Genomic DNA, 14567 nt, shown 5'->3' with positions numbered 1-14567 from the left:
CTGCACTATAATTTTGTTCGCAATATTGCTATATAAATTCTCAGGGAGTTCCACTTAACCCCCTAACTGCAGCAAATATTGCTATATAAAGAGGTTCATATTGGACTTATCTGAATTGTTGAGCATCGTAGCAACGCCGCCAATCTTGACACCATCCAGCAGCTCGTCCTTGGTAAGCCCCATCACATCCATAGACATCTGACACGCCGTCATCTCGACCCCCATATCTATAGCAGTCCGGATCAACTCTTCAAGCGACGCTATATCCTTGGATTTCATGACGTTGCGTATCATCTTGGCTCCCATACCGCCCATATTCATATGCGATAGCTTGAGCTTTCTCGAGCCCTTTGGCAGCATATTGGCAAACATCCCGGATATGAAATTCTTCTTGACTGTCGGAGGTTGATGCTTTCTTATGACGCTTAACCCCCAGAAGGTAAAGAACATGTGCACCTTGTTGCCCATCGCGGCCGCTCCGGTGGCGATTATAAACGAAGCGATCGCTTTATCCAAATCTCCGTCAAAAACTATCATCGTCTTCTCCTTGGGAGTACACGATGTATCTACTGATTCCTCGCAGCTGCTACCGGGGGCCTCGCACACTCCGGAGGCATCGCAGCTCACACCTCGCTGCAGCACCGCATGATAACTGCCGCCGTCAGACGAGGTTTCCAGTAGCGTATTGCCTGTATTCTGACACCAGCTTCCAATATCGCTGATAAACCCGGGATCACTGGCGGAAACGTCCAGTTTATCTCCGGTCTCAAGTGCCTTCATCGCGTCAGATACCTTGAGTATAGGTCCCGGACAGCTAAGTCCACAAGCATCGATCGCTACAGTTTTGTTCTCGGCCCGTACGGAATTTACAGCGAGCTTCTCCTGTGAAGTGTCAACCTTTGCAGCATCCGCCCCCTGATGTGCCTTGATTTTACTTATATCAGCCGTCAGCGTCTTCATGGTTCTGTGTCCACCGATAAGGTAGTATGCATCATACCCCTTCTGACGGAGAATTCTCTCGGCTATATATCCTCTAAGACCGACTGCGCAGAAAGCTACATAGCACTTATCCCTGTCCAGTTCCTCGAACCTGTCGCGAAGCTTTGTCAGCGGGATATGAATCGCCCCATCGACAGGACTCGCCAACACTTCTATTTCCTCTCGCACATCGAGCAGCACGTATTTGTCCTTATCGGCCTCCCACTCGCTGAATTTTATCGGGTGTGCAAATCCCACAAGTATGTTCTCTGCCGCATAACCTGCAAAATTCACAGGGTCCTTGGCCGACGAGTACGGCGGTGCGTAGGCAAGCTCAAGATTGGTGAGGTCATCCACCTTCCCATGGAAATGCAACAGGGTCGAAATAGTATCAATTCTCTTATCCACACCATCATATCCGACTATCTGCGCGCCGAGCACATCTCCGCAGTCAGCGAAGATAAGCTTGATAGTCATCGGCGTTGCACCCGGGTAATAGCCTGCGTGGCTCATAGGATGGACCAGTGAAACGTGGTAATCCTTGCCATAGACCTTGCCCGCTCTACTTAATGACTTCTCGCTAGCTCCGGTTGAGGCAACAGTCATGTCAAATATCTTGGCAACGGAAGTCCCCAGTGTTCCATCGTAAGTTTTCTGCCCGAGACCAAGTATGTTCTCCGCAACATTCCTGCCCTGCTTATTGGCCGGGCCTGCAAGTGGAATCATCACCTCGCCACCAAGTATATAGTCCTGCACACCGATAACGTCTCCAACAGCGTATATGTTCGGATCGGAGGTGCGCATGAACTCGTCCACCTTGATTCCGCGCCTGGCATTTAACTCAAGTCCGGCAGCCTCGGCAAGCTGGCTGTTCGGCTTTACTCCTATCGAAAGAATAACTAAATCAGTCTCAATAGCAGTTCCGTCAGCAAGCACGACTCTTGTGCCATCGTTCTCGATGTCCTTTAGACCATTGCCCAGATGAAGATGAACACCCTGTTCAGCCAGTCTGACCTCTACTATCTTGGCCATATCCTTGTCGATGGGCGGCATTACCTGATCGGCCATATCACAGAGTGAAACTTCAACGCCCCGATCGCTAAGATTTTCCGCCATCTCCAATCCGATAAATCCGCCACCGACTATAACTGCACGCTTAGGTGCATAACTTACGACAAATTCGTAGATACTGTCAGTGTCCGGAATAGTCCAGAGCTTAAATACTCTCGTCTGATCCAGCCAGGTCGGATTTGGCACAAACGGTGAGGATCCGGTCGACAGCAACAGCTTATCGTATGTTTCTTCATACACCTCACCTGTTTCCGGATTCTTGACCTCTATCATTCTACGTTCTCTGTCTATCGACTCGACATTACTGTTCAGCCGAATCTCAACTCTATACTTTGCCTCTATCGTGTCCTTGTCGGATACGAAAAGCGATTCTCTATTCTTAATCTGCTCGCCGATATAATACGGCAAACCGCAGTTAGCATAAGAGATGTATCCACCTCTCTCAAACACTATAATCTCTGCGTCTTCATCCAGCCTTCTGAGTCTCGCCAGCGCTGTCGCGCCACCTGCAACAGCTCCGACAACTAAAACCTTCATGTTTACCTCCATATATGAATATCCATTTAAAGTAAAATCCAAGTTGAAATGATTCTGTTTACAATAAGCTCTCCAATTCGAACAGAGTCTCTACAAACACCCTGACATCATCTCGCACGCAGCTGTAGAAGGCCATATTGCCCTCTCTTCTTACCTCAACCAGCCCTAAGCTCTTGAGCTTAGCCAGCTGCTGTGAAATTGCCGATTGAGACAGATCCATACAGTCGGTAATATCGCCAACAGTCTTCTCGCCCTGATCTATCAGTGTCTTGACTATGCACAGTCTGGCGGGAGACGAAAGAGCCTTAACTATCTCTGCCTTTTCCTCTATTAATTCTCTCTGTGATTTCATGTTCAACCTCTCATTTTATTAATCCTGTGTCGTGCAATCATATGCGCTTGCGGCTTGCGCTATGCACTATATTAGCATATTAATATATTTGAATATTACAATATACTAATATAGTTGTCAATAGTTATTCTTCTTTTCTCTTTGCATTTTTGCTTTGCATATAGCGAAATTATCCATGAAGTGCTCTGACGTATCCGTTCCAAGATATCGCAGACATACAAAAAGCCTCGGCATACCGAAATAGTACAACCGAGGCTATTTTTTAAAGATAAATATGCGGATGGCGATCTACCTGCCAATTCCGTCCATAATCTGCATGATCGATTCGTCGAGAAGCGATGTGTCTGCGAACTCGATCCTTCCCTGATCGCTGAGCGTAGCGAGGTCAGGATCAATTGGCAGCTTGGCCAACACTTTTAGCCCATGCTCCGCTGCGATCTCGTCGACATGACTCTTGCCGAAGATTTCGTATTTCCTGCCATTGTCCGGGCACTCGAAGTAGCTCATATTTTCAACTATTCCAAGGATCGGCACGTTCATCATCTCGGCCATCTTGACCGCCTTCTCAACAATCATGGACACGAGCTCCTGAGGAGATGTAACGACGATAATTCCGTCAACCGGAAGCGACTGGAATACTGTCAGCGGCACATCTCCTGTACCCGGAGGCATATCGATGAACATTACATCCAGGTCTCCCCATGCTACATCTGTCCAAAACTGAGTGACTGCACCCGCGATAACCGGACCTCTCCATACAACAGGATCGCTCTCATTTTCGGTGAGCAGATTCAGCGACATAAGCTTAACCTCGGACGGAGTCGCACAAGGTATGATGCCGATCTCGCTTCCGTAAGCCTTGTCGTGAATGCCGAACATCTTAGGAATCGTCGGTCCTGTGATATCGGCGTCCATAACGCCAACCTTGCATCCGTTGCGGTTAGCCGCAACAGCCGAAAGCGCTGTAACCATTGATTTGCCAACGCCGCCCTTGCCGCTCACTACCGCGATAACCTTCTCAACCCTGCTGTTTTCATTGAGCTGCTCATGCTGAGGCGCCCCGGCTTCTCTGGATGAGCAGCTGGACCCGCAGCTTGAACAGTCATGGCTGCAGGATTCCGGTGTCTGCATATTGTCTGCCATTTCATTCCTCCTATATAAGCGTTTCTTATTTGTTAATCATGCCCTATCATTGTACTACAAATTTCTGTAAATCCTAGATATATTCTCGACCATTCAGTCTATCCACATACTGGCAAGCCTTAGTTGCCGCGACAGAACCGTCAGCTACTGCTGTTGTCAGCTGCTTGAGTTGCTTGCTTCTGCCGTCTCCTGCTACAAACAGTCCCGGAGTCTGTGTTATACACGTCTCGTCGATATCATAGTAGCCCGCATCGTCAGTTGCTACAAGGTCGGCAAAAGGCTTGCCGTTAGGAATCTTGCCGATTGCTACGAACAGAGCGCTTACGGCAATATCTCCGGTCTCTCCCGTCTCGTTATTCTTAACCGTGATAGTCTCAAGAGCGTTATCTCCGTTTACCCCAACTACGTTGCTGCTCATAACAAACTCAACATTATCGTGCGCTTTTAGCTCGTTGACAACAGCCTGCTCTGCTCTAAATCTATCTCTTCTGTGGATTATCGTAACCTTGCTGCAAATGTTAGCTAGGAAGGTTGCATCTTCAACTGCCGTGTTACCGCCACCGTACACAGCAACCTCTTTATTTCTAAAGAATGCTCCGTCGCATACTGCGCAGAATGAGATTCCACGACTGATGAAACCATCTTCACCGGAAATTCCCATTTTCCTGTTGTCAAGACCTGTTGCGAGGACAACGGAAACGGCTTCGTAATCATCGTTGTTGCCCTTGAGCTTAAAGACTTCGCCCTCAGACTCAGGTGCAGATACTTCTACTATTTCATCCATGATGATTTCTGCGCCAAATGACTCAGCCTGCGCCTGAATCTTCATCGCATACTCAGCGCCGTTCATGCCGGGCGCTGCCGGGAAATTATCAATCGAATCCGTAAAGGTAATCTGTCCACCTATCATTCCGCGCTCAATGATAGCAGTCGACTTGCCTGCTCTGGCAGCATAGATGCCCGCGGTTAGACCGGCAGGACCTCCACCAACAATTACAACATCATACCTATCAGCCATCTCGATACCTCCGTATTTATCTTATATATATATACCTTATACATACGCGAGCTGCTCAAGCTCATCATGTCTCTTTGATAATCTAATTATACTCGCAGCAATGACTCAAATATGAATGTTATGTGATTTTTAATTTTGCACAATCTAATTTTATATTTGCAGCGTGCAACTTGATTGTGTTCTGCGGCAAATAATCCTTCGGCGAAACTTCGGCAGTTTCAGCATTCTCGGCGGTATGCTGTCTAATTATATTTGATTCAGTTCCTCTGCATTCAGAGGGTAAGGCAGATCACCGAAAGAGAGTATTGTATCAGCACTGCAAGTCACGCAGCTTTTATGCAATCTGCGGAGCGAGAGTATTTATTAAACATACGCACATATTAAGCAAGTCACGTCGCTTTTGTGCAATCTGCGGACGTACACACAATCTGCTGCCTCCTGCTCGCCGGGAGGCTATTTGCCGTAAGCCTTGAAATGAACCCCAACTAGTAGTATATTATTAGCAGACAGCACGACAGAGTGCTAAAATTCAATCAACAATTCGCGAAAGAAGGTTATAAATATGGAGAAAATACAATTTAAAGCAGAATCTCAGAGATTATTAGACCTGATGATAAACTCTATCTACACTAACCGCGAGATATTCTTAAGAGAAATCATCAGCAATGCCAGCGACGCAATAGACAAGCGCTATTACAAGGAAACAGTCGAGGGACGCACGGGACTCTCGAGAGACGACTTTGAGATCAGGATCACACCGGACAAGGAGGCCGGAACTATAACGGTTTCCGATAACGGAATCGGTATGACCCGGGAAGAATTAGAAAACAACCTCGGAATCATTGCAAGCAGCGGCTCCCTCAAGTTCAAGTCGGAAAATGCCGAGGCAATGGAGGATACCGATATCATCGGTCAATTCGGAGTGGGATTTTACAGCGCATTTATGGTTGCAAAGCGCATCAAGGTAGTCTCCAGAGCATTTGGTGCAGATCAGGCATACGTCTGGGAGAGCGAAGGTGCCGACGGCTTCACTATCGAAGAGACTGAAAGAGCCGAAGCCGGGACGGACATCATCCTCTACCTCAGAGATGACACCGACGACGACAAATACAGCGAGTTCCTCGAGGAGTACAGGCTCAGGAGCATCGTCAAGCAGTACTCCGACTATATTCGCTACCCTATCATGATGAGTGTGACTAAGCAGCGTCAAAAGCCTGCAACAGATGAAGAAAAGGCGGCCGAGGATTACAAGCCCGAATACGAGACATTTACAGAGGATGACAAGCTCAACAGCATGGTTCCGCTCTGGAAGACCAAGAAGAGCGACATCACTGACGAGCAGTACAACGATTTCTACAAAAAAACTTACATGGCCTGGAGTGATCCGCTAAAGGTCATCCACACTAACGTCGAGGGTGTTATTTCATACGACGCACTGCTGTTCATACCAAGCGATGTGCCGTTCAACTTCTACAGCAAGGATTTCAAGCGTGGACTGCAGCTGTATTCCAGCGGTGTACTGATAATGGATAAGTGCGAGGATTTATTGCCAAGCTATTTCGGCTTTGTCAGCGGACTGGTTGACTCCCCGGATTTATCACTCAACATCTCCAGAGAGATGTTGCAGCAGGATAGGCAGCTCAGGGCTATCGCACAAAGACTTGAGAAGAAGCTGCTCCAGGCCTTTGGCGAGATGCGTGACAGAGAGCCGGAAAAGTACGAGCAGTTCTTTGATAAATTTGGCATTCAGCTCAAGTACGGAGTTTACGACAACTACGGCGCTGACAAGGGTAAGATCAAGGATCTCCTGCTCTACTACAGCGGCACGACCGAAGCCATGAGTACTCTCAAGGACTACGTATCCAGAATGCCGGAGGATCAAAAGTACATCTACTACGCAGCCGGCGAATCAAGAAGCAAAATCAAGATGATGCCACAGATGGATCTCTTCACTGAAAAGGGCTATGAAGTTCTGTATTGCACCGATGAGATCGACGAGTTTGCATTGATGATGATGCGCGCATACGATAGCAAAGAGTTCAAGAACATCTCCGACAAGGATCTCGGCTTCGAACAGAGCGATGACGAGAAGAAAGCGCAGGAAGAGAAAAATGAAGCTGCGAAGGATGTGCTTGCCGCAATCAAGGATGCGCTCGGAAACAAGGTATCTTCGGTCATCCTGTCCGCAAGGCTCAAGAACCACCCTGTTTGCTTCGCAACTGCTGACGGTGTGTCAATCGAGATGGAAAAAATTCTCAAAGCTCAGGCTGCGATGTCCGGCAACAAGGAAATGTCCGAGGTTGAAGCGGATAAGGTGCTGGAGCTCAACGGAGATATGCCTTTCTTCGAAGCTATCAAGCAGGCAGTATCCGACGGAGACAACGACAAGGTCAGCGATTACGCTCACCTGCTATATGACCAGGCGTTGATTTTAGAAGGAATGCCTATCGAGGATCCAATCGCATTTGGAGATAGAATCTGCAAGCTGATGAAATAACATTAAAGCAGCATAAGACATGACGAAAGCGCGGGGCACATGCTCCGCGCTTTATTGTCTTTGCTATTCAGGTTGAATCTTAATCACGTCAACCGACAGACTACTGAGCAGGCTGAGATGTTACGCTCTTAATAGCTGTGAACATTCCACCCATCATTGCATCCAGGAAGTCAACATTGCTGTTGATATCAGTCTTCCAGTTACCCTTGTCATCCTTTGTGCAGTTGATTTTAACTGTCTTAGTGTAGGCTTTGTCCTTAACACCGTTCAGCTTCTGGAACATCAGGTTATATACATAATCCTTGATGTTAGTCGAAGAGTTGATCTTACCGCCCTTAGCATCTGAAACTACCTGATTGTAAGTCTCCTTATAAGCATTTCCGAAGTCGTAAGTCTTAATTTCAACATCAACAGTTGCCTTCTTGCCATCGACCTTTTCGCCCTTAATCTTGAAGTCAAAGTCCTGAACCTTCTTGATGAACTTTTCGTAATCCTTACCGTACTTCTGCTCTAAAGAGCTATCGTTGAACAGCTTAGTTACGCTTGAAGAAGCATTCTCAGTCTTAACCTGCTTGAGATTATCCTCTACAACATCAGACGGCTTCTTCCCGCCACAGGCAGTAAGCGCAAACATCACGAGCACAAGCATACTTATAATAAGTAGTGTCTTTTTCTTCATGGTAATTGTCCTTTCGTTCTATTTTATAATCTTGCGACCGCTTCCATTAAACATCGTAATACCGAGCTTGTCAAGTCCGGATAGCAATACAGTTGCGAATTTTCTTGAGATTCCAAGCTTATCGCGATATTCGGCCAGCGTAAAGCCATCGGGCTTCTCATCGTACAATTCCCGAGCGGCAGCCACTATATCATCCCATGCGGCTCTGTTTATGAAATGGCCGGCATCGAGCTTAATAATCATTCCCCGCTCTACCAGTTCTCCCTGAATCGCAGCCGCGATACTCTTATCACCGGCAAGCTCGTATATATCTTCGTTCTTGATGACTTCACATCCCGCATCCGCATACATCTGAGCAATTCTATCCATCAACGCCAGCTGACCGGCGGAGAACTCAACCTGGAAGCCCGCAAGCGAGATAGCCTTGCCCTTATCCTCAAGCATACCTGATTCAAGAAGCTTAACGATAATAGCTTGACCGAGCTTATCATCCTCGATATGCCTGTATTCTTTGATTCTGCTGAGAAGCTCTCTCTTAGGAATCCCATCTACCATAGGATTCTGGCTGTGATACTCTTCGATTATCTGAGCGGCCGTTCCCTCGAGCACCTTGAATTTTTCGTCGCTAACAATCGAGCCATCCGCAAGCACTATAATCCGACTATGTTCCTCAAGGCTTCCGATAATATTTCGCATTTCCTGCACGGTGAGCCCAAGCTCGCGGCCGAGCTCCTGCTGCTTATAGTATTTCCATTTTCCCGCTTTGAGGTGAACAATCTTATAAATATCTCCGGATGCTAAAACTCTGAAATCCGACAACACATCTTCTCTGTTTCGCTTATGCTTCTCAGGCCTTGCATCCAGGATTATGCCGCCTCCGATAGTAATTACCGGCGAATAAAACCTAACGATGAACCTGTCACCCCTTCTAACAGCAATCTCTTCTTCTAATCTCAGCTGAACAAACGCTGTGTCACCGCTAGCTATTGCATCGCGATCCATGATTATAACCTTGGCCAGAACCTCCTTGCTGCCGGTATAGAGGTGGACTCTGCTGTTATTGAAGATCTGCCTGTCGCTGCTCTTAAATACGCTGAGCCGGGTATCAAGCATGTTGGTGACGCTCACCGCCCCGGGTGCCGCCAGCACTGATCCCCTGTCAATATCAGCCTTCTTGATATTGCTGAGATTGACAGCAGTCCTCTGCCCTGCTACTGCCACATCGGTATCCTTACCGTAGGTCTGAATTCCTCTAACCTTGGCGGCAAGCACCTCCGGGTAGATGGTCATCTCATCGCCTTCTCTGAGCACTCCATCCACAAGCGTGCCTGTCACGACAGTTCCAAATCCCTGCATCGAGAATACTCTATCTATAGGTAGCCTGAACAACTCAGGCTCTTCGCGTCTCTTCGACTCTCTGTCGCACTTCTTGATTATCTCCGCCTTGAGTACATCCAGATTATCACCGGTCTTGGAAGATACCGGAATCATTGGCTTGCCATCGAGAAAGGATCCCTTGAAATACTCCTTTACATCATCGAGCAGCATCTCCATCCACTCGTCGTCTACCATATCCTTCTTGGTGATAGCAATAATTCCGTCGTCGATACCTAGAGCTTGAAGAATCTCAAAGTGTTCCTTGGTCTGAGGCATGATACCCTCATCTGCCGCAACTACAAACAGTACGAAATCGATGCCGCCAATACCTGCTAACATATTCTTGATGAACTTCTCATGCCCGGGTACATCAATTACCCCTATGTTGTAGCCATCGTCATTCGGAATATGAGCGAACCCAAGCTCAATAGTTATTCCACGCTTCTGCTCTTCCGACAGCCTATCCGTGTCAATCCCCGATAAAGCCTTGATCAGCTGAGTCTTGCCGTGATCTACATGACCTGCCGTCCCAATAATTACATTCTTCATCTATTCTACTTCCTTCAGTGCAGCTGCTATATCATCCATCTCCCGGTCTACGACAGTTCTTACCGAAAACAGCAGTTCATCCTCATGAATTCTGGCGATAACAGGAATCTCATATTTGCGCAATGCCCTCTCGATTCCCTTAGTCGTCGTAGCATCGGAAGTCACTGCCACTGCCACTCCCGGCAAAAATACCATCGGTGCAGAGCCGCCACCGATCTGGTCTTCGGCATCTACAATCCTGACATTTAGCCTGTCATTAGCTTCGCGAATCTTGGCAGACAGCTTATCGGCTCTGCCGAGCAGGATGTCGCGAGGAGTGCTGATCATACGAAGCACCGGAATATCTCTCATCGCAACTGATGTGTCTCTGTACTTTTTGAGTGTTTCCTCCATCGCTGCAAAAGTCATCTTATCTACTCTCAATGCACGAGCCAGCGGATGCTTCTTCATCTTCTCGATATACCTGCGCTTGCCTGCGATAATTCCGGCCTGAGGGCCTCCCAGCAGCTTATCACCGCTAAACAATATCACATCGATACCGGTCGCGAGAGATGCAGGAACATTCGGTTCATCCAGCCCATACTCGGACAGGTTAACCATCAGACCGTTACCCATATCGAAGATGACAGGCAGGTCGTGATCCTTACCGATGTCCACCAGCTCATCGAGTTCAACCTCTTCAGTGAACCCCATAATCTTGTAATTGCTGGTGTGCACCTTCATAAGCGCGCCGGTGTTCTCGTTAATCGCCTTCTCATAGTCGCTCGGCTTGGTCTTGTTGGTAGTTCCAACCTCGTGCAGAGTTGCGCCGCTCTGCACCATAATGTCCGGAATTCTAAAGGCTCCTCCTATTTCAACCAACTCACCACGCGATACAACTACCTCATGTCCCTCAGCCATCGCTGACAGCACAAGCATGGTCGCTGAAGCGTTGTTATTGACAATCATGACGTCTTCAGCACCGGTCAGCTCGACCATTAGCTCCTGCAAAATATCATGACGCGAGCCGCGCTTGCCGAGCTTCACATCATACTCAAGATTCGAGTAGCCACGAGATACCATCTCAACATTTCGCACCGCATCATCACAAAGCGGAGCTCTGCCCAGATTGGTATGCAGTATGGTTCCGGTCGCGTTGATAACTCCGTGCAGATGGTTGATCTCATCCTCTTCAAGTCTATCCATAATCTCCCCTGCAATGTGGGAGACGCTGAGCCTAGTTGTATCGTACGCCTCCAGCGCAGCTTCACTGAGCGACAAAATTTCCGAGCGAACCTCATCGATTACCCGCCTTGCCATAGCAGTAACTACATCTCTTCCACTGATTTCAAAGGCATTAGAAAAGAGGTGCTCCTTAAGCACCTCATCTATCTTCGGAATCTGCCGTAAAACTTCATTTCTCTTCATACTTATTCACTCCCATGCAAACTCAAATGGCGGGAGTGCGTGGGAATTGAACCCACCCGAGAAGGTATCAGCTCCTCATATCGGTTTTGAAGACCGTAAGGCACACCAGCACCTATCCACCCCCAAGTTACATACTTCGTTATTATAGCATCAAAGTCTACAGCCTTCAACACTTGAGTTTACGTAAAATACAATAAATGAAGCCTATCGTAGCAAACGAATTACACTGTGTGTGCCCTGTAAATATCGCCCCCGGCTTATTCAAATTTGAATATTTATGATATAATTAAATGGAAATATAATGATTGATTTTTAGTAGCGTATCAGATTATTTTGGACCGTATTACCAAGGAGGTTTTCGATGATTTATCTTGATAACGGAGCGACCTCATATCCTAAGCCTAAGGAGGTTGCGGATGCAGTTTATGAATATATGACCAAGGTCGGCAGCAATATCAACCGCGGCGGATACGAAAAGGCATATTCGGCCGCCGAGGTTGTGCTCGAGACCAGAGAGCTCATTGACAAGCTGATGAACGGTTACGGCGCGCGCAACGCAATATTTACACCGGGCAATACCTACAGCCTCAACTTCTTGATGAAGGGGCTCGCCGGGAAGGGAGACAAATTCCTCACCACACACATGGAGCACAACGCTGTATACAGGCCGCTCCATCAGCTGCAGCAGGACGGTGTGATTGAATACGACTGCATGCCATGCAACGAACTGGGGGAGCTGGAGCTTGAAGACGCGTTAGCCATGATAACTCCGGACGTACGCGCTGTCGTAATGCTGCACGCATCCAATGTCAGCGGCACACTGCTTCCTATAGAGGAGGTCGGCAAACGATGTCATGAACAGGGCGTCATCTTCATCGTCGATGCAGCACAGACTGCCGGCAATACTCCAATCGATATGCAGAAGTGTCATATCGACGGACTCACTGTTCCCGGTCACAAGTCACTGCTCGGACCTCAGGGAGTTGGAGTTATGCTGATTAATCCTGAGATCAAGGATGAAATCACTCCGCTGGTTTCCGGCGGTACAGGCAGCCATTCAGACATGGCAGATATGCCATCTGAGCTGCCGGACAGGTTCGAGAGCGGAACTCTCAATCTGCCGGGAATATTCGGACTGCACGCAGCGCTCCGATGGCTGGAGGAGAATTTCGAAAAGGTACACGAACACGAGAAAGCGTTATCAGCCAGGATGCTCGATGGGCTAAAGGATGTCGAAGGAATTTATCTCGCCGGTCTGCCCACAGTCGAAGGCAGGGTGAGCGTAATCTCGGTGGACTTTCTTAATAAAGACAACGGTATTTGCGCATTCAACCTGGAGCATGAATACGGAATCAGCACGAGAGTCGGTCTGCACTGCGCACCGCTTGCGCACAAGTCTCTCGGAACCTTCCCGGAGGGTACGGTCAGATTCTCGATTGGCCCTTTCAACACTGAAGAGGAGATCGATACCGCTGTTGCAGCCGTCAAGATTCTCGCTCAGACAAAATAAACAGCAGCATAATATCCCTTCGCAGGAGATTGTCTTACCTGACAATCCGCGAGTCATGATAAAAGCACCTCCGTCCGAGGTGATACGAAGGGTTCGAAATACCAATAGAAAGAGGTATCAGGATAATGGGCGAAAACGAACAGAAAACCTGCTGTGCCATACCGATGGCACTCGAGGATGTCAAGCTTACAGAGATGACCACAGCAGGCGGTTGAGGAGCCAAGATAGGGCCGGGAGTCCTAAGCGATATACTGTCTAAGCTGCCAAAGATTCGTGACGAGTGCGTGTTGGTCGGTTTTGACAGCAGTGACGATGCCTGTGTATACAAGGTTAGCGATGACGTTGCGATCATCAACAGCATCGACTTCTTCCCACCAATCGTGGATGACCCATATATGTTCGGTCAGATTGCTGCAGCCAACTCGCTCAGCGACATCTACGCTATGGGTGGTACCCCTAAGCTGGCTATGAATTTGCTCACCTTCCCCGAGAAGCTTCCTCTCGCTGCAGTTGAAGCTATCCTCGAAGGTGGCAACGACAAGGTAAACGAAGCCGGTGCGATGACTACCGGTGGACACAGCATCAATGACAAGGAGCCTAAGTACGGACTCAGCGTAACAGGTTTTGCTCATCCGGACGACATACTCAGCAACAGTGCATCTGAGGGGGATTATCTCGTGATCACCAAGAAGATCGGCTCTGGTGTGCTTACGAGTGCCGATAAGGTTGATTTTCTCAATAAATCAGAGAGCGATGAGCTAAGCAGGACGATGGCTGAGCTCAACAAATACGCATTTGAGGCAACGGCAGGTGTCAAGGTTGACGGCTGCACGGATATCACCGGATTTGGTCTGTTAGGTCACGGCGCAGAAATGGCTAAGGCAGGTGATGTAACTTTGGAAGTTTTCACCGAGAGAATCCCGCTCATGAGTCGCGCACTTGAATTCGCAGCACAGGGAATCCTGCCGGCCGGAGCTCACAACAACATGGCCTTCCTGTCAGAGGACGTAATGGATTACAGCGTCGGTCTCAAACAGGAGCAGATCGACATGCTCTACGACCCGCAGACCTCCGGCGGGCTGCTGCTGGCTGTCAAGGAGCCGGAGCTGGAGAGACTGCAATACCAGCTGGGAGAAAAAGGTTGTGAAAATGCAGTCATCGGCAGGTTCAAGAAGCGCACCTCGCATTACATCGAGATTCTTAACAAATAGCTGTATATTTGCCTTTCTCGTTTCAATTGGCTTGCTACAGCGGAAGGATAACGGAAAGATATTAATCCTTATAGACGGCAGACAAAACCATAAGCGCTGCAGTTGTTGAAATATCAACAGCTGCAGCGCTTTTTTTGGCTTATAGGACAAAAAACGTGTTACAAAACCGCTATAGCCATTGAGATTTCAATGGCTATAGCGGTTTTATCTTTTTTGAAAGAAGATAGAGGGTGGACAA

At 48.1% G+C, this 14567-nt stretch carries 10 protein-coding genes and 1 tRNA gene; 3 read left to right on the top strand and 8 right to left on the bottom strand.

What is annotated here, in order from left to right:
* Window positions 1-81: 81 nt before the first annotated feature.
* From HMPREF1152_RS05710 to HMPREF1152_RS05695, 4 genes are all read right to left on the bottom strand, one after another.
* Window positions 82-2586: an FAD-dependent oxidoreductase gene (locus tag HMPREF1152_RS05710; RefSeq protein WP_009644225.1), complete on the bottom strand. Its 2505-nt coding sequence runs from the start codon at window positions 2584-2586 to the stop codon at window positions 82-84.
* 58 nt (window positions 2587-2644) lie between these two features.
* A complete protein-coding gene (locus HMPREF1152_RS05705; protein ID WP_009644320.1) occupies window positions 2645-2938 on the bottom strand; it encodes an ArsR/SmtB family transcription factor in 294 nt (97 codons plus the stop codon).
* Window positions 2939-3226: 288 nt separating this feature from the next.
* A complete protein-coding gene (locus tag HMPREF1152_RS05700) occupies window positions 3227-4081 on the bottom strand; it encodes an Mrp/NBP35 family ATP-binding protein (RefSeq protein WP_009644348.1) in 855 nt (284 codons plus the stop codon).
* A 73-nt stretch (window positions 4082-4154) separates the two neighbouring features.
* Window positions 4155-5099, bottom strand: a complete 945-nt coding sequence (locus HMPREF1152_RS05695) for an NAD(P)/FAD-dependent oxidoreductase (RefSeq protein ID WP_009644277.1) — start codon at window positions 5097-5099, stop codon at window positions 4155-4157.
* Window positions 5100-5661: 562 nt separating this feature from the next.
* Here HMPREF1152_RS05695 and htpG point away from each other — a divergent pair.
* Window positions 5662-7596, top strand: coding sequence for a molecular chaperone HtpG (gene htpG / locus HMPREF1152_RS05690; protein WP_009644378.1), 1935 nt, complete (start codon window positions 5662-5664; stop codon window positions 7594-7596).
* Window positions 7597-7696: 100 nt separating this feature from the next.
* On the opposite strand, the gene HMPREF1152_RS05685 is transcribed toward htpG, so the two are convergent.
* The 4 genes from HMPREF1152_RS05685 to HMPREF1152_RS09585 form a co-directional block, all read right to left on the bottom strand.
* Window positions 7697-8275, bottom strand: a complete 579-nt coding sequence (locus HMPREF1152_RS05685; protein ID WP_009644221.1) for a hypothetical protein — start codon at window positions 8273-8275, stop codon at window positions 7697-7699.
* Between the two features lie 18 nt (window positions 8276-8293).
* The gene (selB, locus tag HMPREF1152_RS05680; protein ID WP_009644332.1) at window positions 8294-10201 is read right to left on the bottom strand and encodes a selenocysteine-specific translation elongation factor; all 1908 of its coding nucleotides are present in this window, start codon (window positions 10199-10201) and stop codon (window positions 8294-8296) included.
* A complete protein-coding gene (selA, locus tag HMPREF1152_RS05675) occupies window positions 10202-11608 on the bottom strand; it encodes an L-seryl-tRNA(Sec) selenium transferase (protein ID WP_009644358.1) in 1407 nt (468 codons plus the stop codon).
* A gap of 27 nt (window positions 11609-11635) precedes the next feature.
* A tRNA-Sec gene (locus HMPREF1152_RS09585) sits at window positions 11636-11732 on the bottom strand.
* A gap of 237 nt (window positions 11733-11969) precedes the next feature.
* On the opposite strand from HMPREF1152_RS09585, the gene HMPREF1152_RS05670 reads away from it, so the two are divergent.
* The gene (locus HMPREF1152_RS05670) at window positions 11970-13118 is read left to right on the top strand and encodes an aminotransferase class V-fold PLP-dependent enzyme (RefSeq protein ID WP_009644279.1); all 1149 of its coding nucleotides are present in this window, start codon (window positions 11970-11972) and stop codon (window positions 13116-13118) included.
* A 194-nt stretch (window positions 13119-13312) separates the two neighbouring features.
* The gene (selD, locus tag HMPREF1152_RS05665; RefSeq protein ID WP_442852107.1) at window positions 13313-14329 is read left to right on the top strand and encodes a selenide, water dikinase SelD; all 1017 of its coding nucleotides are present in this window, start codon (window positions 13313-13315) and stop codon (window positions 14327-14329) included.
* Window positions 14330-14567 lie beyond the last annotated feature (238 nt).

The organism is Mogibacterium sp. CM50 (assembly GCF_000293155.1).
Taxonomy (GTDB): Bacteria; Bacillota; Clostridia; order Peptostreptococcales; family Anaerovoracaceae; genus Mogibacterium; species Mogibacterium timidum.
Note: the sequence above shows the minus strand (reverse complement) of the source record. Positions and strands in the feature narration are given on the sequence as shown.